Source organism: Variovorax sp. UC122_21, from assembly GCF_044056785.1.
Lineage (GTDB): Bacteria > Pseudomonadota > Gammaproteobacteria > Burkholderiales > Burkholderiaceae_C > Variovorax.
Map to the genome: position 1 here is coordinate 5624518 of NZ_CP172004.1, position 24989 is coordinate 5649506.

Here is a 24989-nt window from a genome sequence, read left to right on the forward strand (position 1 = left end):
CCTAACGATCTTCGGCCATGGACTCGCAAAGAGGTTCGCGCCCGGGAACGCCGCTCCAAGGAAATACCGTGCTTGCTGTCCATTCCCCCGTCGTCTTCGACGACACCGACGCCTATCTTTTTCGCGAAGGAACCCACGCCCGCCTGTTCGACAAGCTCGGCTGCCATCCGCATGAGGACGGCGGCGCCGACTTCGCGGTGTGGGCGCCCAATGCCGAGTCGGTCTCGGTGGTGGGCGACTGGAACGGCTGGAACGGCGACGCCGATCCGCTGAGCCCCGTGCCCGGCGACAGCGGCGTGTGGCGCGGCCACGCCGAGGACGTGCGGCCGGGCCAGACCTACAAGTACCGCATCCGCTCGCGCCTGCGCGGCCATGTCGAGGACAAGGCCGACCCCTTCGCCTTCTCGTCGGAGCTCGCGCCGGCCACCGCCTCGCGCGTGCACCGGCTCGGCGAGGGCCACGACTGGGCCGACGGCGAGTGGATGGCGACGCGCCATGCGCGCAACGCGCTCGACGCGCCGATGGCCATGTACGAGGTGCACCTGGGCTCGTGGCGGCGCGAGGACGGCCAGTTCATGGGCTACCGCGCGCTGGCCCACGCACTGGCCGACTACGTGAACGACATGGGCTTCACGCACGTCGAGCTGATGCCCGTGACCGAGCATCCGTTCTACGGTTCCTGGGGCTACCAGACCACGGGCTACTTCGCGCCGACCGCGCGCTACGGCACGCCCGAGGACTTCATGTACTTCGTCGACCACCTGCACCAGCGCGGCATCGGCGTGCTGCTGGACTGGGTGCCCTCGCACTTCCCGACCGATGCGCATGGCCTCGCCTTCTTCGACGGCACGCACCTGTTCGAGCACGCCGATCCGCGCCAGGGCTTCCATCCCGAATGGAATTCGGCGATCTTCAACTACGGCCGTCCCGAGGTGCGCAGCTTCCTGGTGTCGTCGGCGCTGTTCTGGCTCGACAAGTACCACATCGACGGCCTGCGCGTGGACGCGGTGGCCTCGATGCTCTACCTCGACTACGCACGCGGCCCCGGCGGCTGGGTGCCCAACCGCCACGGCGGGCGCGAGAACCTCGAGGCCATCGAGTTCTTGCAGACGCTCAACCGCGCGGTCTACCGCGACCATCCCGACACCTTCACCGTGGCCGAGGAATCGACCGCCTGGCCGCGCGTGTCGCGTCCGATCGAGATGGACGGGCTGGGCTTCGGCCTCAAGTGGAACATGGGCTGGATGCACGACACGCTGGACTACATGCGCCACGACCCGGTGCATCGCCGCCACCACCATCACGCGCTGACCTTCTCGCTGGTCTATGCCTTCCACGAGAACTTCGTGCTGCCGCTCTCGCACGACGAGGTGGTGCACGGCAAGGGTTCGCTGATCAACAAGATGCCCGGCGACGACTGGCAGCAGTTCGCCAACCTGCGCGCGCTGCTGGCCCTCATGTGGGCGCATCCGGGCAAGAAGCTGCTGTTCATGGGCGCCGAGTTCGGCCAGCGCCGCGAATGGACGCACGACGGCGAGCTCGAATGGTGGCTCTGCGGCCTGCCGGCCCATGCCGGCCTGCAGCGCATGGTGCGCCAGCTCAACCGCGTCTACCGCGAGCAGCCCGCGCTGCACAGCCAGGACTTCACGCCCGCGGGCTTCGAATGGATCGATGCCGACGATGCCGAGCGCAGCGTGTTCCTGTTCCTGCGCAAGCCCGCGCACGACGGCCCGCCCGTGCTGGTGGCCGTGAACATGACACCGGTGCCGCGCACCAACCTGCTGGTGGGCGTGCCGTGCGACGGCACCTGGCGCGAGGTGCTCAATACCGACGCCACCGAATTCGGCGGCGCGGGCTGGGGCAACTTCGGCGAGGTCGAGGCATCGCCCGTGCGCGCGCACGGCCGGCGCCACTCGCTGAGCCTCACGCTGCCGCCGCTGTCCACCGTGATCCTGCAATCCGAGGGCCAACGATGAAGCGTGAAACCACCCCGATCGGCGCCAAGGCGCCCAAGGGCAAGACCCAGACCGCGAGCGAAAGCACCCCCATCCCCCGCACCGAGACCAAGGCCCCCGCGCGCAAGCGCTCGCTGCCGCCGCCCGAGCCGCCGCTGAGCTTCGCGCCGGCAACCGCCGCACCCGATGCGCCCGCTCCCGCCGACGGCTCCGACGGCCGCATCCGCGCGGTGATCGGCGCGGTGCTGCCCTCGGTCGACGAGGGCCGCTTCCCGGTCAAGGCCATCGTGGGCCAGCGCACGACGATCACGGCGCACTGCTTCACCGACGGCCACGACGTGCTGCGCGTGATGCTGCGCTGGCGACCCGAAGCGAGCAACGGGGCACGCGACGCGGTGCGCGAGCTGCCGATGCGCGCGCTCGGCAACGACGTGTGGGAAGCCGCGTTCGCGCCGCCCGCGATCGGGCGCTACCTCTACAGCGTCAGCGCCTGGGTCGATTCCTTCGAGTCGTGGCGCCACGAGATGGCGCGCCGCGTGGGCGAGGACATCCGCATCGCGGCGCTCGCCGCGGCCAAGGACATCGTGGCGGCCGCGGGCCGCGCCGACGGCGCCGACCGCGAGGCGCTGGCGCGCTGGGGCGAGGAACTCGCGCGCGCCGCGGCCGATGGCGCGACCGAGCTGCGCGCGGTGCAGGCGCTGGCGCTCGATGCCTCGCTGGCCGAGGTGGCGCGCCGTTACCCCGACCGCAGCCTCGCCGTGACCTCGGCCGAACTGCCGCTGTGGGCGCAGCGCACGCGCGCGGGCTTCAGCACCTGGTACGAGCTCTTTCCGCGTTCGGCCTCGAGCGAACCGGGCCGCCACGGCACCTTCCGCGACGTCGAGACGCGGCTGCCCGCGATCGCCGCGATGGGCTTCGACGTGCTCTACATGCCGCCGATCCATCCGATCGGCCGCGAGCAGCGCAAGGGCCCGAACAACACGCTGGTGGCCGGTCCCGACGACGTGGGCAGCCCCTGGGCCATCGGCGCCCGGGAAGGCGGCCACAAGTCGATCCTGCCCGCGCTCGGCACGCCCGAGGACTTCCGCCACCTGGTGCAGGCCGCGAACGCGCAGGGCATCGAGATCGCGCTCGACATCGCCTTCCAGTGCGCGCCCGACCATCCCTACGTGAAGGAACACCCCGAGTGGTTCCGCCGCCGGCCCGACGGCAGCGTGCAGTACGCGGAGAACCCGCCGAAGAAGTACCAGGACATCTATCCCTTCCACTTCGAGAGCGATGACTGGCGCGCGCTGTGGGCCGAGCTGAAGAGCGTGCTCGACCACTGGATCGGCGAGGGCGTGCGCATCTTCCGCGTCGACAACCCGCACACCAAGTCCTTCGCGTTCTGGCAGTGGGTGATCGGCGAGATCAACCGCGAGCACCCCGACGTGATCTTCCTGGCCGAGGCCTTCACGCGGCCGAAGGTGATGCACCGGCTCGCGAAGCTGGGCTTCACCCAGTCCTACACCTACTTCACCTGGCGCACCGGCAAGGCCGAGCTGGTCGAGTACTTCACCGAGCTGTCGAGCGGCCCGGGCGCCGACTATTTCCGCCCCAACGCCTGGCCCAACACGCCCGACATCCTGCACGAGCAGCTGCAGGCCGGCGACGCGCCGACCTACATGGCGCGGCTGGTGCTCGCGGCCACGCTCGCGGGCAGCTACGGTATCTACGGACCGGCCTACGAGCTGCGCGAGCACCGCCCGCGCGAGCATGGCAGCGAGGAGTACCTCGACTCCGAGAAGTACCAGCTGCGGCACTGGAACCACGACGATCCCGAGAGCCTCGCGCCCTTCATCGCGCGCGTGAACCGCATCCGCCACGACAACCCCGCGCTGCAGACGCACCGCGGCGTGCGCTTCCTGCCGGTCGAGAACGACATGCTGCTGGCCTATGCGCGCGAGTCCGTGCCCGACAACGACGAAGCCGAGGCCAACGTGGTGATCGTCGCGGTCAACCTCGATCCGCACCAGGCGCAGTCAGGCTGGATCTACCTCGACCCGGCCAGCATCGGCGTCGGTCCCGACGAGGACTTCCAGGTGCACGACCTGCTCACCAACCAGCGCTACACCTGGCGCGGCCATCACCACTACGTGAAGCTCGATCCGCACAGCGTGCCCGCCCACATCCTCGTGGTGCGCCGGCGCGTGCGCAGCGAGCGCGATTTCGATTACTTCCTCTGAGGGAGAGAGCGATGAATGCACCCGTTTTCGCGCATCGCGCTGGAAACCGTCGAGATCGACAACAGCGACGATCCGCTGTGGTACCGCGATGCGGTGATCTACCAGCTCAACGTCAAGGCCTTCTTCGACACCAACAACGATGGCGTCGGCGACTTCAAGGGCGTGACCGCGAAGCTCGACTACGTGAAGGAGCTGGGCGTCAACACGATCTGGCTGATGCCCTTCTATCCCTCGCCGCTGCGCGACGACGGCTACGACATCTCGGCCTACGAGGACGTGAACCCGCAGTTCGGCACGCTCGACGACTTCCGCGAGATGCTCGACGAGGCGCACAAGCGCGGGCTGCGCGTGATCACCGAGCTGGTCATCAACCACACCTCGAGCGAGCACCCGTGGTTCCAGGCCGCGCGCAAGGCGCCGCCCGGTTCGCCCGAGCGCGACTTCTACGTCTGGAGCGACACCGACCAGCTCTACCAGGGCACGCGGATCATCTTCACCGACACCGAGACCTCGAACTGGTCGTGGGACCCGGTGGCCAAGGCCTACTACTGGCACCGCTTCTTCAGCCACCAGCCGGACCTGAACTTCGACAACCCGGCGGTGCTGGAGGCGGTGCTCAAGGTCATGCGCTTCTGGCTCGACATGGGCGTGGACGGCTTCCGGCTCGACGCCATCCCCTACCTGGTGGAGCGCGACGGCACCAGCAACGAGAACCTGCCCGAGACGCACGCGGTGATCAAGAAGCTGCGCGCGGCGATCGACGCCGAGTACAGGAACCGCTTCCTGCTGGCCGAGGCCAACATGTGGCCCGAGGACGTGCGCGAGTACTTCGGCGACGGCGACGAGTGCCACATGGCCTACCACTTCCCGCTGATGCCGCGCATGTACATGGCGATCGCGCAGGAGGACCGGCATCCGGTGGTCGAGATCCTGCAGCAGACGCCCGACATCCCCGAGGGCTGCCAGTGGGCGATCTTCCTGCGCAACCACGACGAGCTCACGCTCGAGATGGTGACCAGCAAGGAGCGCGACTACATGTACAACATGTACGCGGCCGACCAGCGCGCGCGCATCAACCTCGGCATCCGCCGGCGCCTGGCGCCGCTGATGGAGAACGACCTCGACCGCGTGAAGCTCATGAACGGCATGCTGCTGTCGATGCCGGGCTCGCCGATCATCTATTACGGCGACGAGATCGGCATGGGCGACAACGTGTTCGTGGGCGACCGCAATGGCGTGCGCACGCCGATGCAGTGGAGCCCCGACCGCAACGCCGGCTTCTCGCGCGCCGATCCGCAGCGCCTGTACCTGCAGCCGATCATGGACCCGATGTTCGGCTACGAGGCGCTCAACGTGGAGGCGCAGGCGCGCGACGCCAGCTCGCTGCTGAACTGGACGCGCCGCATGCTCGCGGTGCGCAAGACCAGCCATGCCTTCGGTCGCGGCCGGCGCCGCTTCCTCAAGCCCGGCAACCGCAAGATCCTGGCCTACGTCAGCGAGTACGGCGACGACATCATCCTGACGGTGTTCAACCTCTCGCGCGCGGCGCAGCCGGTCGAGCTCGACCTCGCGGCCTTCAAGGGCCGGGTGCCGGTGGAGATGCTCGGTCGCGCTCCGTTCCCGCCGATCGGCGAGCTGCCCTACCTGCTCACGCTGGCCTCGTATGGCTTCTACTGGTTCAAGCTCACGCTCGATGCCGAGATGCCGGTGTGGCACCAGGAGGGCGTGGCGCTGCAGGAGCAGCCGACGCTGGTGCTGTTCGACGGCTGGGACAGCTTCTTCCGCGAGCGCGTGATGCCGTGGCGCATCGGCATGGCCGAGCGCATGCGCACCCAGTTCGAGACCGACACGCTGCCGCGCCACATCGAGATCCAGCGCTGGTACGCCTCCAAGGGCGAGACCATCGCGCGCGCCCGGCTGGCCGACCATGCGGTGTGGGAGGACGGCGCCGACCGCTACCTGCTGCCGCTGTTCGACCTCGAGGGCCCGCGCGAGAGCGCCACCTACTTCATGCCGCTGACCCTGGCGTGGGAGGAGCGCGAGGAGGAACGCATGAACCGCCTCGCGCAGGCCGGCCTCGCGAAGGTGCGCCAGCAGGCCCAGGTCGGGCTGATGGGCGATGCCTTCTACGACGAGCCCTTCTGCCGCGCGCTGGTGCGCGCCATCCAGCAGGGACTGGAGCTGCCGACGGCCGCGGGCCGGCTGCAGTTCCGCCCCACGGCCGCGTTCGCGAAGCTGGGCCTGGACATCGAAGCCATGCCCGTGGGCCGGCCGAGCGCGCAGAGCAGCAACACGGTGGTGACGCTCAACGACACGCTGTTCCTCAAGGGCTACCGCCGCGCGCGCAAGGGCATCAATCCCGAGCTCGAGATGGGCCGCTTCCTCACGGACGTGGTGCAGTACGCGAACTGCGTGCCGGTGCTCGGCGCGCTCGAGTACGTGGGCAACGACGGCCAGGTGATGGCGCTCGCGATGGTGCAGTCGTACATGGCGAACCAGGGCGACGGCTGGACCTTCACGCGCGACTACGTCGAGCGCTACCTCGAAGAGCTGCGCACCGCGCCGGCCGACCTGCCCGACGCGCCGGCGCCGGCCGATGCGCACGGCGGCTTCATGGCACTGGCCGCGACCCTGGGCCAGCGCACCGCCGAGCTGCACCTCGCGCTGGCGCGCCCCACCGGCGACCCGGCCTTCGATCCCGAGCCCACCAGCGCGGCCGACGCCACGGCGTTGCAGACCCATGCGCAGGCCGAGGTCGACACCACGCTGGCGCTGCTGCAGCAGCGGCTGGGCCAGCTGAGCGACCCGGTGCGCGAGCAGGCGCAGCAGCTGCTGGGCCTGCGCGAGGCGCTGCACGCGGCGGTGGCCGCCAGCGTGCCCGCGCAGGGCGGCGGTCGCAAGACCCGCTACCACGGCGACTACCACCTGGGCCAGGTGCTGGTGAGCGGCAACGACTTCGTGATCATCGATTTCGAGGGCGAGCCCGCGCGCGACTTCGAGGAGCGCCGCGCCAAGGCCTCGCCGCTGCGCGACGTGGCGGGCATGCTGCGCTCGTTCAACTACGCGCGCTGGACCGCGCTGCGGCGCGTGGCGCAGAACGCCGAGGAGGCGGTGCGCCTCGATGCCGCGGTGCGCGACTGGGAGCGCGTGACGCGCGACGCCTTCCTCTCGGCCTACACCGGCACGCTGGCCGGCGCGGCCGAGGCGGTGCCGGCCGATGCCGGACTGCTGCGCCTGTTCGAGATCGAGAAGGCGCTCTACGAGCTGCGCTACGAGCTCAACAACCGCAACGACTGGGTCGAGGTGCCGCTGCACGGCCTGCTCGCCCTCGTTGCGCCGAACCATTCCGCCGCGCGCTGACGCGACGGTCCACAGAAGGAGGAACTCATCATGGACAACTTCGGCTTCCACCTGGAACCCTTGCGCGCGATCCTCTACCAGATCGGCGCCTACCTGCCGCGGCTGCTGGTGGCGCTGGTGGTCGTGTTCGCGGGCTGGCTGATCGCCAAGGTGGTGCGCTTCGCGGTCATCAAGGCGCTGCGCGCGTTCAACTTCAACGTGCTGACCGAGCGCTCGGGGCTGGACAACTTCTGGCGCCAGGGCGGGCTCATGAGCGACACCTCGGCGATCGTGGGCGCGCTGTTCTATTGGGTGGTGATCCTCGCCGCGCTGCTGATCGCCTTCAACGGGCTGGGGCTGAGCTACATCGCCGACCTGCTGGGGCGCGCGGTCTGGTTCGTGCCCAACATCTTCATCGCGCTGCTGGTGCTGGCCTTCGGCGCCTACTTCGCGCGCTTCGTCGGCGGCGCGGTGCAGACCTACTGCCGCAACGCCGGCATGCAGGACGGCCAGCTGCTGGGCAAGGCCGCGCAGTACGCGGTGATGGTGTTCGTGGTGCTGATCGCGCTCGACCAGGTCAAGGTGGGCGGCGACATCGTGCGCGAAACCTTCCTCGTGATGCTCGCCGGCATCGTTCTTGCTCTTGCACTGGCCTTCGGCCTCGCGGGCAAGGACTGGGCGGCCGAGCGCATCGAGCACTGGTGGCCGCGCGAACGTCCGCGCGGGCCTGGGGTGGCGCCGGTGCGCACGCCGGTGACGCCGGCCGCGCCGCTGACGCCCACCGCGCCCGCCACGTCCACGGCGCCTGCCGCCGCCGCCGGCACCGAGAGCGCTCCAGCGCCTTCCGTGCGCCAGCCCGTGGCACCGCGCAGCGACCACGCGCCGGGCCCGTACGACAGCGGCGAGCGCTGGCCGCCACCGCGCTGAACGCGGCCATCGGCACCCTGACCTTTTTCGTGTTTCCCGACCCCGACCGATCTCTCGCATTGACCCATTCATGAAGAAGGCCACCTACAGCCCCATCTCCGCCGTCTGGCCCGGCGAGCCCTATCCGCGCGGCGCGACCTGGGACGGCCAGGGCGTCAACTTCGCGCTGTTCACGCAGCATGCGCACAAGGTCGAGCTGTGCCTGTTCGACGAGAGCGGTCGGCGCGAGCTCCAGCGCATCGAGCTGCGCGACCGCACCGACGACGTGTGGCACTGCTACCTGCCCGAGGCCCGCCCCGGCCTGGCCTACGGCTACCGCGTGCACGGCCCCTACAAGCCCGAGGAGGGCCACCGCTTCAATCCGCACAAGCTGCTGGTCGACCCCTATGCCAAGGACCTCGTCGGCTCGCTGCGCTGGGGCGACGCGCTCTACGGCTACACCGTGGGCGGCCGGCGCGAGGACCTGTCCTTCGACCGCCGCGACAGCGCGCCGCTGATGCCCAAGAGCCGCGTGCTCGAGACAGCCTTCACCTGGGGCGAGGACCGCCGGCCGTCGATCCCCTGGCAGGACATGGTGATCTACGAGCTGAACGTGCGCGGCTTCACGATGCAGCATCCCGAGGTGCCGCCGCAGCTGCGCGGCACCTACGCGGGCCTGGGCTGCGCGCCGGTGATCGACCACCTGCGCCGGCTGGGCGTGACCACGGTCGAGCTCTTGCCGGTGCACGGCTTCCTCAACGACCGCCACCTGGCCGAGCGCGGCCTGCAGAACTACTGGGGCTACAACACGCTGACCTACTTCGCGCCCGAGATGCGCTACAGCGCGTCGGGCAAGGTGAAGGAGTTCAAGACCCTGGTCAAGACGCTGCACTCGGCCGGCATCGAGGTGATCCTCGACGTGGTCTACAACCACAGCTGCGAGGGCAACCAGCTCGGGCCCACGCTGTCGATGCGCGGCGTGGACAACGCCTCCTACTACATCCTCAACGCCGACCAGCGCCGCTACTACGACGACTTCACGGGCTGCGGCAACACCGTCAACCTCGAGCATCCGCGCGCGCTGCAGCTGGTGATGGACTCGCTGCGCTACTGGGTCGAGGAGATGCACGTCGACGGCTTCCGCTTCGACCTCGCCTCGGCGCTGGCGCGCGAGTCGGGCCGGGTCGAGAACCTCGGCGGCTTCTTCGACGCGATCCGGCAGGACCCGACCCTGAGCCGCGTGAAGCTGATCGCCGAGCCCTGGGACCTGGGCCATGGCGGCTACCAGGTCGGCAACTTCCCGCTCGGCTGGGCCGAGTGGAACGACCGCTACCGCGACGGCATGCGCGGCTTCTGGAAGGGCGACGCGGGCGTCACCGGCGAGATGGCGCTGCGGCTCACGGGCTCGCAGGACCTCTACGGCTGGTCGGGCAAACGGCCGTTCGCGAGCATCAACTTCGTGACCGCGCACGACGGCTTCAACCTCGAGGACCTGGTCTCATACAACGACAAGCACAACGAGGCCAACGGCGAGGACAACCGCGACGGCAGCAACCACAACGTGTCGTGGAACTGCGGCGCCGAGGGCGCGACCGACGATGCCGAGGTGAACGCGCTGCGCGCGCGGCAGAAGCGCAACCTGCTGGCCACACTGTTGCTGTCGCAGGGCGTGCCGATGCTGCTGGCGGGCGACGAGCGCGGCCACAGCCAGAACGGCAACAACAACGCCTACTGCCAGGACAACGCGCTGAGCTGGATCGACTGGAGCGACACGCCCGAGCGCGCCGCGCTCACGCGCTTCGTGCAGCGCGCCATCGCGCTGCGGCGCCGGCACCCGGCGTTCCGCCGCCGCAGCTTCTTCGAGGGCCGCGTGCCCGAGGGGCAGTCGGCCAAGGACATCTGCTGGCTGCGCCCCGACGGCGACGAGATGAGCTCCGAGGACTGGAACACCGACCATGTGCGCTGCCTCGCGGCGCTGGTCTCGGGCAGCGCCTTGCCCGACCGCGGGCCGCGCGGCGAGACGCTGCGCGACGACGACTTCCTGCTGCTGCTCAACGCGCACCACGACGCGATCCCGTTTCAACTGCCGCCGAGCACCGCGCCCTGGCGCGTGCTGCTCGACACCACCAAGGACGATGGCGCCGGCGAGACGGGCAAGCTGGAAGGCGCGGCCTATGCGCTGCCCAGCCGCTCGCTGGTACTGCTGGGCCGAGAGAACATGGGAACCCCCGAATGAACGACGCGATCCTCACGCAGCCACGCACGCACGCGATGCCCTTCGGCGCCTTGCCGAATCCCGCCGGCGGCGTCGACTTCCGCTTCTGGGCGCCCGATGCGCCGCAGGTGCTGCTCGAACTCGGCACCGAGGCGCATGCCATGGCGCGCGATGCCGAGGGCTGGCACCGGCTGCGGCTCGCGCAGGCACGCGCCGGCGACCGCTACCGCTTCCGCATGCCCGACGGGGTGCAGGTGCCCGACCCGGCCTCGCGCTTCAATCCCGAGGACGTGCACGGCCCGAGCGAAGTCATCGACCCGGCCGCCTACGCCTGGCGCGACGGCGGCTGGCGCGGCCGGCCCTGGTCCGAGGCCGTGATCTACGAGCTGCACGTGGGCAGCTTCACGCCCGAGGGCACCTTCGACGCCACGCGCGCGCGGCTGCCCGAACTCGCGGCGCTCGGCATCACGGCCATCGAGCTGATGCCGCTGGCGGACTTCCCGGGCCGACGCGGCTGGGGCTACGACGGCGTGCTGCCCTTCGCGCCCGATGCGGTCTACGGCCGGCCCGAGGCGCTCAAGGCGCTGATCGACGAGGCCCACGCGCTCGGCATGATGGTGCTGGTCGACGTGGTCTACAACCACTTCGGGCCCGAAGGCAACTACCTGCATGCCTGCTGCCCGCAGTTCTTCAACGACGCGCACCGCACGCCCTGGGGCGCCGCGATCAACTACGACGGGCCCGGCAGCGCGACCGTGCGCGACTTCTTCATCCACAACGCGCTCTACTGGGTCGAGGAGTTCCATGCCGACGGCCTGCGCATGGACGCGGTGCACGCGATCCGCGACGACTCGCCGGTGGGCATCGTGCAGGCCATCTGCGCCGCGCTGCGCGAGGGCCGCACGCGCGAAGTGCACGTGGTGCTGGAAGAGGACCGCAACCTCGCGCACCTGCTCGAGCGCGACGAGGAAGGCCGGCCGCGCATCGCCACCGCGCAATGGAACGACGACCTGCACCATGCGGCCCACGTGCTGCTGACCGGCGAGCGCGACGGCTACTACGCCGACTACGCGCAGCGGCCGCTCGAACTGTTCGCGCGCGCGCTGGCCGAGGGCTTCGTCTACCAGGGCCAGGCCTCGGTGTTCCGCGAAGGCGAGACGCGCGGCGAGCCGAGCGCCAACCTGCCCTCGGGCGCCTTCGTGTCCTACCTGCAGACGCACGACCAGGTCGGCAACCGCGCCTTCGGCGAACGCATCGACGCGCTGGCCGACCCGGTGCTGGTGCGCGCCGCGCGCGCCTGCCTGCTGTTGTCGCCGCACACGCCGATGCTGTTCATGGGCGAGGAGTACGCGGCCGCCACGCCCTTCCCCTACTTCTGCGACTTCGGGCCCGAGCTCGCGGCCGCGGTGTCGCAGGGCCGGCGCGACGAGTTCGGCCGCTTCGCCGCCTTCGCCGACGAAGCCGCGCGCGCGGCCATCCCCGACTGCAACGCGCCCGAGAGCTTCGCGCTGGCCAAGCTCGACTGGAGCGAGCGCGAGCGCTCGCCGCACCGCGAGAACCTCGAGAGCGTGCGGCAGCTGCTGCGCTTGCGCCGCGAGCGGCTGGTGCCGCATTTCGGCGGGCGCCAGCGCGGCGGCGAATACGAGGTCGAGGACGACCTGCTGCGCGTGCGCTGGACGCTGTCGGACGGCGCGGTGCTGCACCTGCTGGCCTGCTTCGGCGAGCACCAGCATGCGGTCGACGCGCCGCCGGGCGAGACGCTGCATTCGGCCGGCGCGCTCGGTGAGGCGGTCGATGCCGCGAGCGCACCCGATGGACATCCGCAACGGCTGCGCCTCGCGCGCGGCGCGGTGCATCTGAGCCTGCAGGTGTCCGATGTCGAGTGAATCCCGCGAGCACCCCACGATCGAGGCGCTGTGCGCGCGCTTCGGCATCGACACCCGCTACCACGATGTCTTCGGCCACGAGCACCAGGTACCGCGCGCCACCCTGCGCGCGCTGCTGGCCACCTTCGGCGTGGCCTGGCGCGGCGAGGACGACGACACGCCGGCCACGGTGCCGCCCGAGGCCGGTGCCGTGCTGCCCGCGGTGCACGTGGTGCGCGCCGAGCAGGCACCGTGGTCGCTGGCGCTCGATCCTGCCGTCCTGCCGACCACGGCCGACGGCCGCCACCTCTGGCACCTGCGCGACGAATACGGCGAGCCCAGCACGGGCGAGGCGCGGATCGGCGCCGACGGCATGCTGGCCTTCGACGTCGAGCTGCAGCCCGGCTACCACCGCCTGTCGATCGAAGGCGCCGAGGGCGAGACGCTGCTGATCGCGACACCGGGACGCTGCTACCGGCCGCCCTCGCTCGCGCCCGAGGGCGGCGGCCGCGCCTGGGGCCTCGCGGTGCAGCTGCCCGCGCTGCGCTCGCGGCGCAACTGGGGCATGGGCGACTTCGGCGACCTCTCGGAACTGGCCGCGCGCATGGCGCCGCTGGGCGTGGATGCGATCGGCCTCAACCCGCTGCATGCGCTGTTCGCGCACAACCCGCTGCATGCGAGCCCTACAGCCCGTCGACGCGACAGCAGATCGACGCGCTCTACATCGCGGTGGAGGCGGTGCCCGACTTCGCCGAGTGCGAGGAGGCGCGGCGCATGGTCGCCGAGCCCGCGTTCCAGACCCGGCTGAAGGCGCTGCGCGCCGCGCCGCTGGTCGACCGCGCGGGCGTGGCGCAGGCCAAGCACGAGGTGCTGCGCTGCCTGTTCGCCCACTTCGAGCGCGCGCACCTGGGGCCCGACACCGAGCCCGGCAGCGATCGCGCGCGCATCTTCCGTTCCTTCGTGGCCGACCGCGGCGAGGCGCTGCACCGCCATGCGCTGTTCGAGGCGCTGCAGGCGCATTTCCATGCCGCCGACGCCTCGGTGCATGGCTGGACCGGCTGGCCCGAGGCCTATCGCGATCCGGCCTCGGAGGCGGTGGCGCAGTTCGAGCGCACGCATGCGAGCGAGCTGCACTTCCACCAGTACCTGCAGTGGCTGGCCTCGATGCAGTTGGCGGAGGCCGGGGCGCGCTGCCGTGCGCTCGGCATGCGCGTGGGCCTGTACCTCGACCTCGCGATCTCGGTCGACCGCGCGGGCTCGGACGCCTGGGGCGGCCAGTCGGTGTTCGCGCTCGGCGCGAGCGTGGGCGCGCCGCCCGACGAGTTCAATCCGCAGGGCCAGGGCTGGGGCCTGCCGCCGCTGCGCGCCGACCGGCTGCGCACGAGCGGCTACCGGCTGTTCGCCGACACGCTGCGCGCCAACATGCGCCATGGCGGCGCGCTGCGCATCGACCACGTGATGGGGCTGATGCGGCTGTTCTGGATTCCCGAGGGCAGCTCGCCGCGCGACGGCGCCTATGTGCAGTACCCGCTCGAGGAGATGCTCGCGATCCTCACGCTCGAGAGCCATCGCCACCACTGCATGGTGATCGGCGAGGACCTGGGCACGGTGGCCCCGCGCGTGCGCGAGGCGCTGGCGCAGGCCGACGTGCTGTCGTACCGCGTGCTCGTCTTCGAGACCCGCGGCAGCGAGTTCCTGCCGCCCGGCGACTACCCGGGCGCGGCGCTCGCGACCTTCGGCACGCACGACCTCGCGACCCTGGCCGGCTGGTGGTCGGGCCACGATCTGCGCCTGCGCGCGCAGCTCGGGCTGTTCCCCTCGCAGGAGCTGTTCGAGAAGCAGCAGGCCGACCGCGCGGCGCAGCGCGTGGGCCTGTTGCGCGCGCTGCACCGGCAGGGCCTGCTGTCGGCCGAAGAGACGGCCGCGGCCGCCACGGCCACGCAGCCCGATGCCGCGCTGACGGCCGCCGTGCATGCCTACATCGGCGCCACGCCCTGCGCGCTGGCGATGGTGCAGCCCGAGGACCTGCTGGGCACGCTCGACCAGGCGAACCTGCCGGGCACCACCGACGAGCTGCAGCCCAACTGGCGCCGCAAGCTCGAGGCCGAGCTCGAGACCCTGGCCACGCGCGAGACGGTGCGCGCGGTGGCGGCGCGGCTGGCCGCCGAGCGGCCGCGCGCGAGCCCCACGCAGGACGTCGGGCAGCGCGTGCCCGAGGCGCGCATTCCGCGCGCCACCTACCGCCTGCAGCTGCACCGCGACTTCGGCTTCGATGCCGCGGCGGCGATCGTGCCCTACCTCGCGCGGCTGGGCATCAGCCATGTCTACTGCTCGCCGATCCAGCGCGCGCGCGCCGGCAGCATGCACGGCTACGACGTGGTCGCGCACGACCAGATCAATCCCGAGCTCGGCGGCGCCGAGGGCTTCGAGCGCTTCACGCGCACCCTGCGCGAACAGGGCCTGGGCCTGCTGCTCGACATGGTGCCCAACCACATGGGCGTGTTCGGCGCCGACAACGGCTGGTGGATGGACGTGCTCGAGCACGGCCCGGCCTCGGTCTATGCGCAGCACTTCGACATCGACTGGGAACCGCTGAACCCGGAGCTGCGCGGCAAGGTGCTGCTGCCGGTGCTCGGCGTGCCCTACGGCGAGGCGCTCTCCAACGGCGAGCTGGTGCTGCACTTCGAGCGCGGCGAAGGCACGGCGCGCGGCGAGGCCGGCTTCGCGCTGCGCTACTACGAGCACCGCTTCCCGATCGCGCCGCGCAGCCACGCCAGCGTGCTGGCGCGCGCCGTCGAGGCGGTGTCGAACGCCGGGCCGCGCGCGCGGCTGCAGGCGCTGGCCGAGGCCTGGGCGCAATGGCCGGTGCACGATGCCAGCGCCGACGACGCGCCCGCGGCCGACCCGGCCGTGCGCGAGGCGCGCTCGCGCGAGCATGCATTGCTGAAGGCACGGCTGGGCGAACTCGCCGATGCGCACGCCGAGGTGGCGCAGGCGCTGGCACAGGCCACGGCCGGCTTCAACGACGGCGGCGCGCGCGATGCGCTGCATGCGTTGATCGAGGCCCAGCACTGGCGCCTGACCTACTGGCGCGTGGCGGCCGACGAGATCAACTACCGGCGCTTCTTCGACATCAACGACCTCGCGGCGTTGCGCATGGAGCGCGACGAGGTGTTCGAGGCCACGCAGTCGCTGGCGCTGGACCTGGCTTCGCAGGGCATCGTCGACGGCCTGCGCATCGACCATCCCGACGGCCTGCACGATCCGGCGCGCTACTTCCTGCAGCTGCAGGAGGGCTATGCGCGCCGCGCCGGGCTGCCGCTGACCGGCAATGACGCGCGCGGCCGACCGGCGCGGCCGCTGTACGTGGTGGCCGAGAAGATCGTGGCGCGCGGCGAGGAGGTGCCCGAGGACTGGCATGTGCACGGCACCACCGGCTACCGCTTCGCGAACGTGGCCAACGGCGTGCTGATCGACACCGCCGCGGCCGGGCGTTTCGCAGTGCTGTGGCATCGCTTCACCGAGTCGCCCGCGCACTTCGAGACCCATGTGCGCGACGGCAAGGCGGCCGTGATGCGCCATGCGCTGGCCTCGGAGCTCTCAGTGCTGTCGAACGCGCTGCTGCGCATCGCGCGCGCCGACCGCGACACGCGCGACCACACGCTCAACACGCTGCGCCGCGCGCTCGCGGCGGTGGTGGCCTGCCTGCCGGTCTACCGCAGCTACATCGTCGACCGGCCCTCGGCGCAGGACCGCCGCTTCATCGACCACGCGGTGGCCGAGGCCGAGCGGCACTTCGGCGACGGCGACACCTCGGTCTACGCGTTCCTGCGCCAGACCTTGAGCGGCGAGGCCGTGCCCACGGCCGGCCCCGCGCTGCGCGACCGGGTGCGGCGCTTCGCGGTGCGCTTCCAGCAGTTCAGCGCGCCGGTGGCGGCCAAGGGCGTGGAGGACACGGCCTTCTATCGCTACTTTCCGCTCGCCGCGCTCAACGAGGTGGGTGGCGATCCCGACGTGTTCGGCGTCGACGTGGAGGACTTCCACGCGGCGAGCGCCGACCGTGCCGCGCGCTGGCCGCACACCATGCTCGCGACCTCGACGCACGACAACAAGCGCTCGGAGGACGTGCGCACGCGCATCGACGTGCTGTCGGAGATCCCGCGCGAATGGCGCGCCGCGCTGATGCGCTGGCGCCGGCTGCAGCAGCCGCTGCGCGAGCGCATGGCCGCCGAGGGCGCGCCGGCCGACGCGCCCTCGGGCGCCGACCTCTACCTGCTGTGCCAGACGCTGATCGGCACGCTGCCCGTCGAAGAACTCGACGGCGAGGCGCTGGCCGACTACAGCGAGCGCATCGTGCAGTACATGCACAAGGCCGCGCGCGAGGCCAAGCTGCGCACCGCGTGGACCCGGCCCGACGCGGGCTACGAGGACGCGCTGCGGCGCTTCGTGGAGCTGACGCTCGATGCGGCGCAGCCGGCCGCGTGGTGGGCGGACCTGCAGGCCTTCGCGTCGCGCATCGCGCTGTTCGGCGCGTGGAACAGCCTGTCGCTGACGCTCTTGAAGTTCGCCTCGCCCGGCGTGCCCGATGTCTACCAGGGCACCGAGCTGATGCCGCTGACGCTGGTGGACCCCGACAACCGGCGCGCCGTGGACTATGCATGCCGCGAAGACCTGCTCGAGGACTTCGAGCGGCGCGCGGCCGGTGCGCGATCCGCCGAGAGCGTGGACGCGTTCGCGCGCGCGCCGCACGACGGCCGCGCCAAGCTCTGGTTCGCCTGGCGGCTGCTGGCGCTGCGCCGCGCGCAGGACGCGTTCTTCCGCGATGCCGGCTACCGCGGGCTGCGCGTCGAAGGACCGCTCGCGCGGCACGTGGTCGCGTTCGAGCGGCGCCACGAGGGACGCACGCTGGTGGTGGTGACCGCGCGCTTCTTCGCGGGCCTGTGCGGCGGCGTGATCGACGAGGCCGCGCCGGTGCTGCCGGTGGGCGAGGCCTGGCGCGGCACGCGCGTGTGGCTGTCCGACGAGGGCACGCCCGATGCGCGGGTCGGTTTCACCGAACTGCTGACCGATGCGCCGTTCGAATCGGGCCGCGAGCTCGACCTCGCGCTGCTGTTCGCGCGCCTGCCATGGGCCGCGCTGTGGCGCGGCGCGCCGGGCGATTGAATCGCGCGCGGCGGCGCGGTCCTACGCGCTGTCGCGACGAAGGGTGCCTCGTTGGGCGGCGGCGCGGCCGCACAGTGCCACCACACTGCACCACGCCCCCGCCATGCCCACCGCATCCAACACGACCCGCCGCGCGCGTCCGCCGCGCGGCCCGCTCTCCATCTTCATGGTGGAGGACGAGCCGCTGGTGCAGGACAGCCTGCGCGTGGTGCTCGGCGGCTTCCTCGGCGCCGAGGTGGTGGGCTCGGCGAACAGCGAGGCGGAGGCGATCTCGTGGCTGCAGGCGCACGACGATGCCTGGCGAATCGCCGTGGTGGACCTGTTCCTGCAGCAGGGCACCGGCCTGGGCGTGCTGTCGTGGCTCGCGCCGATGAAGAACGGCCGCACGGTGATCGCGCTGACCAATGCGGCCACGCGCGCGAACCGCGAGCAATGCCTGCAACTCGGCGCCGACGCGGTGTTCGACAAGTCCGAAGAGATCAACGAATTCCTGAGCTTCTGCGAGGGCGCGTCGACGGGCACGACGCCGGCGGTGGCGCTCGCGTCGAAGGCGACCGCGCGCACGAGCGGGCCCGCCTGAGCGACCCGCGCGCTCGCCTACAGCGACGCAGGCGGCGCACCGACGATGCGCGGCCGGTGCGGCCCGAGGATGAAGTTTCTTCACCTCTTCATCCACACAGCACACACCGAAAGGAGTCAGACATGGCCAAGGAAAAGCATCTGCTCGACACGAACAACAACCTGCACCGCGACCCGATCACCGGCGAGCCCGGCTCGCATCCGGTGGGTACCGGCGTCGGCGCCACCGGCGGCGCGCTCGCGGGCGCGGCGGTCGGCGCGGTGGGCGGCCCCGCGGGCGCGGCGGCCGGCCTGATCGCGGGCGCCGTGCTCGGCGGCATGGGCGGCAAGGCCGTCGCGGAACGCGTGAACCCGAGCGTGGAACGCGCGCACTGGGCCTCGGCCTACGAGCGCGAGCCCTACTACGAAGCCGGCCGCAGCTACGACGACTATGCGCCGGCTTATGAGCTGGGCTGGAGCGGACGCGCCTCGGGCCATGACGAGTTCGCGGCCGTGGAGCCCTCGCTCGCGCGCGAGTGGGAAACACGCCGCGGCGCCTCGACGCTCGACTGGACGCGTGCCCGTCCCGCGTCGCAGGCCGCGTGGGAGCGCGCCGACCGCATCTACTACAGCGACGAGGACAGCGCGATTCCCGCGGTGGACGGCCCGCCGCTGGCGAACGACGACGTGGTCGACGTGATCAACGACCTGCTCGAGACCAGCCGCGATGGCGAGTACGGCTTCCGTGTCTGCGCCGAGGAGATCGACGACGCGCAGCTCAAGCGCGTGTTCGCCGCGCGTGCCGTCGAGTGCGCCGACGCGGCGGCACAGCTGGTGCGCATCGTCGAGTCCTACGGCGGACAACCGGCCGCGGGCGGGACGGCCAGCGGTGCGATGCACCGTGGCTGGGTCCATGTGAAGGGCGCGGTCGGCGCCAACAGCAGGCTCTCGATCCTCGAGGAGTGCGAGCGTGGCGAGGACACGGCCGTGGCGCGCTACCGCAAGGCGCTCAAGCAGATGCTGCCGGCCGGCGTGCGCGAGATCGTCGAGACGCAGGCGCGCGGTGCGCAGCGAAACCACGATCAGATCCGCGACCTGCGCAACGCGGAGCGCGACGCACGTTGACCGCGGTGCCCTGAACGACGAAGAGCCGGCATGCCGGGCTCTTTTTTTCGCGGACCGCCTGAGCGGCTCAGCTGCAGTTGAGCTTCATCGCCTCGATGCGGCCGCCGAAACCGAGCCGGCTGATCAGCCCGCCTTCGCGGCTGTTGGCGGGGAAGCTCACGGTGCGGTCGCGGAACATCGCGCGTTGATAGACCTCGAGCGTGGCGCGCGGGCCGACCGTCACGCTGTCGATGTCGCGCTGCAGTTGCCGCGCCGTGCCCTTGTCGAGGGTCTGGAGGGTGGCCGGGCCGACCAGCGTCACGACGTCGCCCTGGAAGTCGCGCTTCGAATAGAACTGGGCCCAGCAGCCGGAGCCGTGCGCCGGGTCCTCGACGCGCAGCGGCACGAGCAGCACGGTGGGCTCGGCCTGGTTGTCGACGGCCGAGACCTTGGGCGTGCCGGTGGAACAGGCGCCGAGCGCGAGCGCGGCGGCGAGGCCCAGGGGCCAGAGGGTGCGAGAAGTCTTCATGATGGATGCAAAGGCTGAGATCGGGAGATCGGGGAATGGCGCCGGCGGGCGGATCGGGGATCCGCCTGGCTCGAAGAGGCCGAAGGCCTGCGCCGCGAAGCACCAAGATAGCGGCCGAACGGCGCGATGCCGTAGGAGAAAGGCGCGCGGCGCCGTCGCAGGCGGGCGTGCCTGTTCGTGGACCGCATCGCACCTCGCCGAATAAAGCGCTTGCAATTGAATCGCATGCGATCTAATATTCGGCCCATGCCAGCCAAGAAAAGCTCCTCCTCCCGACCTGTCGCCCCCAGTGCCGACAAGCTCACGCTGGACGAGCAGCTGTGCTTCTCCGTCTACTCGACCATGTTGAGCCTCAACAAGGTCTACCGCGGCCTGCTGCGCGATCTCGATCTCACCTACCTGCAGTACCTCGTGATGCTGGTGCTGTGGGAGCGCGACGGCCTCAACGTGTCCGAGATCTGCACCCGCCTCTCGCTCGAGACCACCACGCTCACGCCGCTGCTCAAGCGGCTCGAGGCCCGCGGCCTCATCGCACGCGCACGTTCGGCGCTCGATGAGCGCCAGGTCATCGTGTCGCTCACCGCCGAGGGGCGCGCGCTGCGCACCAAGGCCAAGGCCATCCCGGCCTGCGTCGCGCAGGCGATGGAGCTGTCGGGCGAAGAGATCGACGGCCTGCGCGAACAACTGCAGACGCTGCGCGCCAGCCTCGACAGGAACGCATGAGCACTCCATTCCCTCGCGAGGCAGTCGTTGCCGGCTGCCTTTTTTCAAGGCATTTTATATCGCATGCGATATTCATTCATGCGCTAGTTCTCCCATCCATTCGTTCCCACCCCTCCAGCCAAAGGAAATCACATGACCTCGAACCAGACCACCTCTTCCTCCACCACGCGCCGCAGCCTGCTGACCGGCAGCGCCGCCACGCTCGCGACCGGTGCCCTCGTCGGCGCGGGCCTCGCGCGCAACGCCGAGGCCGCGCCCGCGCGCGCCGCCAAGGGCCAGCGCGGCTCGAGCAACACCATCGTCACCAAGGACGGCACGCAGCTCTATTTCAAGGACTGGGGCAGCGGCCAGCCCGTGGTCTTCAGCCATGGCTGGCCGCTGAATTCCGACAGCTGGGAATCGCAGATGCTGTTCCTCGCCTCGCAGGGCTTCCGCGCCGTGGCGCACGACCGCCGCGGCCATGGCCGCTCGAGCCAGCCGTGGAACGGCAACGACATGGACACCTATGCCGACGACCTCGCCACCGTCATCGAGACGCTGGACCTGAAGAACGTGGTGCTGGTCGGCTTCTCGACCGGCGGCGGCGAAGTCGCGCGCTACATCGGCCGCCATGGCACGAAGCGCGTGGCCAAGGCCGCGCTGATCTCGGCGGTGCCGCCGCTGATGCTCAAGACGGCCGCCAACCCCGGCGGCCTGCCGATCGAGGTGTTCGACGGCCTGCGCGCGGCGCAGCTCGCGAACCGTTCGCAGTTCTACAAGGACGTGCCCTCGGGTCCCTTCTTCGGCTTCAACCGGCCCGGTGCCAAGCCCTCGCAGGGCCTGATCGACTCGTGGTGGGCGCAGGGCATGCAAGGGGGCCACAAGAACACCTACGACTCGATCAAGGCCTTCTCGGAAACCGACTTCACCGAGGACCTGAAGAAGTTCGACGTGCCCACGCTGATCGTGCACGGCGATGACGACCAGATCGTGCCGATCGGCGCCGCCGGCCTGGCCTCGGCCAGGCTCGTGAAGAACAACAAGCTGATCGTCTACCCGGGCGCGCCGCACGGCCTGACCGATACGCACAAGGACCGTTTCAACGCGGACCTGCTCGCGTTCATCAAGTCCTGAGCGGGACATCCGGCGCGCGGGCTTGACGCGCGCGCCGGGCCTGCGTCTGATGCGGACATGCACGCGCCGCATCCCGGCGCAAGGAGCTCGAGATGACATCGACCGCGTGGGACCTCGAACGCTTCGTGAACGCGCAGGACCCGGTGTACGCCGAGGTCTGCGCCGAACTCGCCGCCGGGCGCAAGCGCAGCCACTGGATCTGGTTCGTGTTCCCGCAGCTCGCGGCGCTGGGACGCAGTTCGACGGCGCGCTTCTTCGGGCTCGAGGGCATCGATGAGGCGCGGGCCTATTGGGCGCATCCGGTGCTCTCGCAGCGACTGCGGCAGTGCGCGCAGCTCGTGCTCGACGTGCAGGGCAAGAGCGCGCACCAGATCTTCGGCTCGCCCGACGACCTCAAGCTGTGCTCGTGCATGACGCTGTTCGAGGTCGCCGCGCGTGGCGAGCCGGTCTTCGGCGAGGTGCTCGCGCGCTACTACGGCGGGGTGCGCGACGAAGCGACGCTTGCGTTGATCGGCGCCTGATTCAGAGCGCCATGAGCCCGCCGGCGACGGCCGCCAGCGCGACCACCAGCACCGGCGACATGCGCGCATAGACCAAGAGCCCGAAGGCCGCGAGCGCCAATCCGAAATCGGCGCGCGTGTGGATGGCGCTGGTCCACACCGGGTCGTAGAGCGCGGCCACCAGCACGCCGACCATGGCCGCGTTGACCCCGGCCATCGCGCGCTGCACGCCCTCGCGCTGGCGCAGCGTCTCCCAGAACGGCAGCGCGCCCGCCACCAGCAGGAACGCGGGCAGGAAGATCGCGAGCAGCAAGGCCAGTCCACCGAGCCAGCCACCGAAGGGGGCGGGCATGACGGCGCCGAGGAAGGCGGCGAAGGTGAACAAGGGACCGGGCACCGCCTGCGCGGCGCCGTAGCCCGCGAGGAAGACATCGTTCGACACCAGCCCGCTCGGCACCACCCCGGCCTGCAGCAAGGGGAGCACGACGTGGCCGCCGCCGAACACCAGGGCGCCGGCCCGGTAGAAGTCCGCGACGACGGCAAGCCCCGGCGATCGCCATGCGGCCGCCACCAGGGGCAATGCCACGAGCAGCACGGCGAACAGGCCGAGCAACGCGGCGCCGGTCGTCTTGCGCACGCCGTAGTCGCGATGCCGGGCCGCGGGCAGGGGGACCAGCTTCAGCGCCCATCGCCCCACCACGCCGCCCGCGGCAATGGCCGCGACCTGCCCCCATGCCGAGGGCACCGCGAGCACCAGCAGCGCCGCGACGATCGCCACGCCCGCGCGCAGGCGATCGGGACACAAGGTCCTGGCCATGCCCCAGACGGCTTGCGCGACCACGGCCACCGCGACCACCTTCAGCCCATGCACGGCGCCCGACTGCGAGAGCGCGGACCATTGCGCGACGCCGGCCGCGAACAGCACGAGCGCCACGGCCGACGGCAGCGTGAACCCGATCCACGCCGCGATCGCCCCACCCCAGCCCGCGCGCCCGAGGCCCAGCGCGATGCCCACCTGGCTGCTCGCGGGGCCGGGCAGGAATTGGCACAGCGCCACCAGGTCCGAATAGCTCCTGTCGTCGAGCCAGCCGCGGCGCTCGACGAAGGCCGCGCGGAAGTAGCCGAGATGGGCCACCGGGCCGCCGAAGGACGTCAGCCCGAGCTGGAGGAAGGCGAGGAAGACCTCGAGCACCGAGCCGCGTGCGCGGGCGGTGTCGTGGCCCTCATCGGCGGGAAGGTCGGGGGCGGGTTGCTGCGAGGGGTTCATGGCGGAGCGCGGCAGTATCGGTCACCGGCATGAAAGTTCGACCGACCCCATGTCGACAAGATGTCTCCCAGATCGATCGCCAGAATTCGCCTTGCCCACCTCTCCTCCTCCCTCGGGTGGGCTTCCTCCTGGTCCCATGCGAGTACGGACCCTTGAGCCCGCCTCGCGCGGGCTCTTTTTTCTGCCCGCGCTCGCTGGTCGTTGCGAGCGTGAAAGCGCGCATGACAGCGCCAACCGGATTCCGTAGGCAAAATCCAGGCATGCGAAACGTAGAGGGACTGTCGGACCGAGAACTCGAGGAGCAGGCACGCGTCTGGCGCAAGCGCGCGCTGGAGGGCGAACTGCACGCCAGGGGCACGGCCCATCTGCTCGAGACCGAGGCCCGGCGCCGCGTCGGCCTGGCGCGCTTCGATCCCGATGCCCTCGACTTGCGCTCGCTGGCGGACCGGCAGTTTCTGCCGCAGCAGGGGCTGGGCGGCAGGCTGCTGAAGGCCGGCATGCTCGCCGCGGGGATCACGCTGATCCTTCTGTTGTTCGTGGCCTATCGCTGAGCGGGCCCCGCTCGCGCTGGCGCGCTCGAACGCACGCCCAAAGCAAAAGGCGCTGCAACTCTGAAAGTTGCAGCGCCTTGCAATTTGGTGGCCTGGGGCGGAATCGAACCACCGACACGCGGATTTTCAATCCGCTGCTCTACCAACTGAGCTACCGGGCCTGGTATGGCACCTCACCGATTCACTGGGGGGAAAACCGGCTTTGGAGCCTGTTCAACCACTGTGTTGCAGTGTGGAGCCTGCGATTATACAGCGCTTCTGCGGCCTCGCGAAAGATCCACACCAAGTTGTTTGAGCTTTCGGTACAGATGGGTGCGCTCGAGGCCGGTCTTTTCGGCCACGCGCGTCATCGAACCGTTCTCCATCGCGAGGTGGAACTCGAAGTAGGCCTTCTCGAAACCGTCGCGCGCATCGCGCAGCGGACGATCGAGGTCGAAGCTCTGGGTGGACTGCGGGCCCTGGTCGGGCACGGGCACCGATGCGAGCGACGCCATCAGCAGGCTGTCGCCCGTGGTGGTGATGGCGCTGGGCTGGCCATGGCCGGTGGGCGTGGGCACGACACCGGCCGCGGCGCGGCGTGCGCTCTCGCGCGCGAGGCCCTGCTCGACGGCCTTCAGCAGCTTCTGCAGGGTGATCGGCTTCTCGAGGAAGGCGAAGGCACCGATGCGCGTGGCATCGACGGCGGTGTCGATGGTGGCGTGGCCGCTCATCATGATGACGGGCATCGTGAGCAGGCCCGCGGTGGACCACTCCTTGAGCAAGGTCACGCCATCGGTGTCGGGCATCCAGATGTCGAGCAGCACGAGGTCGGGACGCGCACGCTGGCGCGCGGCACGTGCCTCGGCCGCGTTCTCCGCGAGTTCGACGTTGTGGCCCTCGTCATTGAGAATTTCGAAGAGCAGGTCCCTGATGCCCAGCTCGTCATCGACCACGAGAATGTTTGCCATGAGTGCTGCTTGTTGTGTGCGCTGGTGTG

The 24989-nt window shown here is 70.6% G+C and carries 16 protein-coding genes, 1 tRNA gene and 1 pseudogene; 14 read left to right on the top strand and 4 right to left on the bottom strand.

Annotated features, from left to right (window positions below):
* Window positions 1-17: 17 nt before the first annotated feature.
* The 10 genes and pseudogenes from glgB to ACHMXE_RS39290 all read left to right on the top strand — a co-directional run bounded on the left by glgB (window position 18) and on the right by ACHMXE_RS39290 (window position 19351).
* Window positions 18-1976 (top strand): 1,4-alpha-glucan branching protein GlgB, encoded by a 1959-nt coding sequence (glgB, locus tag ACHMXE_RS39245; protein WP_395349027.1) that lies wholly within the window; start codon window positions 18-20, stop codon window positions 1974-1976.
* Entirely contained in the window at window positions 1973-4180 is a 2208-nt protein-coding gene (locus ACHMXE_RS39250) for an alpha-1,4-glucan--maltose-1-phosphate maltosyltransferase (protein ID WP_395349028.1), read from the top strand. Before glgB ends, ACHMXE_RS39250 begins: the two co-directional genes overlap by 4 nt.
* A 15-nt stretch (window positions 4181-4195) precedes the next feature.
* Window positions 4196-7540: a maltose alpha-D-glucosyltransferase gene (gene treS / locus ACHMXE_RS39255; protein WP_395349029.1), complete on the top strand. Its 3345-nt coding sequence runs from the start codon at window positions 4196-4198 to the stop codon at window positions 7538-7540.
* A gap of 30 nt (window positions 7541-7570) precedes the next feature.
* A pseudogene (locus ACHMXE_RS39260) lies at window positions 7571-8272 on the top strand (hypothetical protein); the annotation flags it as partial.
* 244 nt (window positions 8273-8516) lie between these two features.
* Entirely contained in the window at window positions 8517-10661 is a 2145-nt protein-coding gene (gene glgX / locus ACHMXE_RS39265; RefSeq protein WP_395349030.1) for a glycogen debranching protein GlgX, read from the top strand.
* Entirely contained in the window at window positions 10658-12526 is a 1869-nt protein-coding gene (gene treZ / locus ACHMXE_RS39270) for a malto-oligosyltrehalose trehalohydrolase (RefSeq protein ID WP_395349031.1), read from the top strand. The genes glgX and treZ overlap by 4 nt, the downstream gene beginning before the upstream one ends.
* The gene (locus ACHMXE_RS39275) at window positions 12516-13313 is read left to right on the top strand and encodes a hypothetical protein (RefSeq protein WP_395349032.1); all 798 of its coding nucleotides are present in this window, start codon (window positions 12516-12518) and stop codon (window positions 13311-13313) included. The genes treZ and ACHMXE_RS39275 overlap by 11 nt, the downstream gene beginning before the upstream one ends.
* Entirely contained in the window at window positions 13214-17668 is a 4455-nt protein-coding gene (gene treY, locus ACHMXE_RS39280; protein WP_395353000.1) for a malto-oligosyltrehalose synthase, read from the top strand. Before ACHMXE_RS39275 ends, treY begins: the two co-directional genes overlap by 100 nt.
* Window positions 17669-17771: 103 nt before the next feature.
* Entirely contained in the window at window positions 17772-18248 is a 477-nt protein-coding gene (locus tag ACHMXE_RS39285; RefSeq protein ID WP_203204182.1) for a response regulator, read from the top strand.
* A 122-nt stretch (window positions 18249-18370) separates the two neighbouring features.
* Window positions 18371-19351, top strand: coding sequence for a PA2169 family four-helix-bundle protein (locus tag ACHMXE_RS39290; RefSeq protein ID WP_395349033.1), 981 nt, complete (start codon window positions 18371-18373; stop codon window positions 19349-19351).
* Window positions 19352-19418: 67 nt separating this feature from the next.
* On the opposite strand, the gene ACHMXE_RS39295 is transcribed toward ACHMXE_RS39290, so the two are convergent.
* Window positions 19419-19859 (bottom strand): hypothetical protein, encoded by a 441-nt coding sequence (locus tag ACHMXE_RS39295; RefSeq protein ID WP_203204181.1) that lies wholly within the window; start codon window positions 19857-19859, stop codon window positions 19419-19421.
* Window positions 19860-20105: 246 nt separating this feature from the next.
* On the opposite strand from ACHMXE_RS39295, the gene ACHMXE_RS39300 reads away from it, so the two are divergent.
* From ACHMXE_RS39300 to ACHMXE_RS39310, 3 genes are all read left to right on the top strand, one after another.
* The gene (locus tag ACHMXE_RS39300) at window positions 20106-20582 is read left to right on the top strand and encodes a MarR family winged helix-turn-helix transcriptional regulator (protein ID WP_395349034.1); all 477 of its coding nucleotides are present in this window, start codon (window positions 20106-20108) and stop codon (window positions 20580-20582) included.
* Window positions 20583-20714: 132 nt separating this feature from the next.
* Window positions 20715-21695 (top strand): alpha/beta fold hydrolase, encoded by a 981-nt coding sequence (locus tag ACHMXE_RS39305; protein ID WP_395349035.1) that lies wholly within the window; start codon window positions 20715-20717, stop codon window positions 21693-21695.
* A gap of 92 nt (window positions 21696-21787) precedes the next feature.
* Window positions 21788-22216 (top strand): DUF1810 domain-containing protein, encoded by a 429-nt coding sequence (locus ACHMXE_RS39310; RefSeq protein WP_395349036.1) that lies wholly within the window; start codon window positions 21788-21790, stop codon window positions 22214-22216.
* A gap of 1 nt (window position 22217) precedes the next feature.
* Here the strand turns inward: ACHMXE_RS39310 and chrA are convergent, their stop codons facing one another.
* On the bottom strand, window positions 22218-23462 hold the full coding sequence (gene chrA / locus ACHMXE_RS39315) for a chromate efflux transporter (protein ID WP_395349037.1): 1245 nt from the start codon (window positions 23460-23462) through the stop codon (window positions 22218-22220).
* Window positions 23463-23722: 260 nt separating this feature from the next.
* Between chrA and ACHMXE_RS39320 the strand changes: the two genes are divergently transcribed.
* Window positions 23723-24013, top strand: a complete 291-nt coding sequence (locus tag ACHMXE_RS39320; protein WP_395349038.1) for a hypothetical protein — start codon at window positions 23723-23725, stop codon at window positions 24011-24013.
* Window positions 24014-24098: 85 nt separating this feature from the next.
* Here the strand turns inward: ACHMXE_RS39320 and ACHMXE_RS39325 are convergent.
* Together ACHMXE_RS39325 and ACHMXE_RS39330 are read right to left on the bottom strand one after the other, a co-directional pair.
* A tRNA-Phe gene (locus tag ACHMXE_RS39325) sits at window positions 24099-24174 on the bottom strand.
* 84 nt (window positions 24175-24258) lie between these two features.
* The gene (locus ACHMXE_RS39330; protein WP_057596622.1) at window positions 24259-24960 is read right to left on the bottom strand and encodes a response regulator; all 702 of its coding nucleotides are present in this window, start codon (window positions 24958-24960) and stop codon (window positions 24259-24261) included.
* Between the last annotated feature and the right edge of the window lie 29 nt (window positions 24961-24989).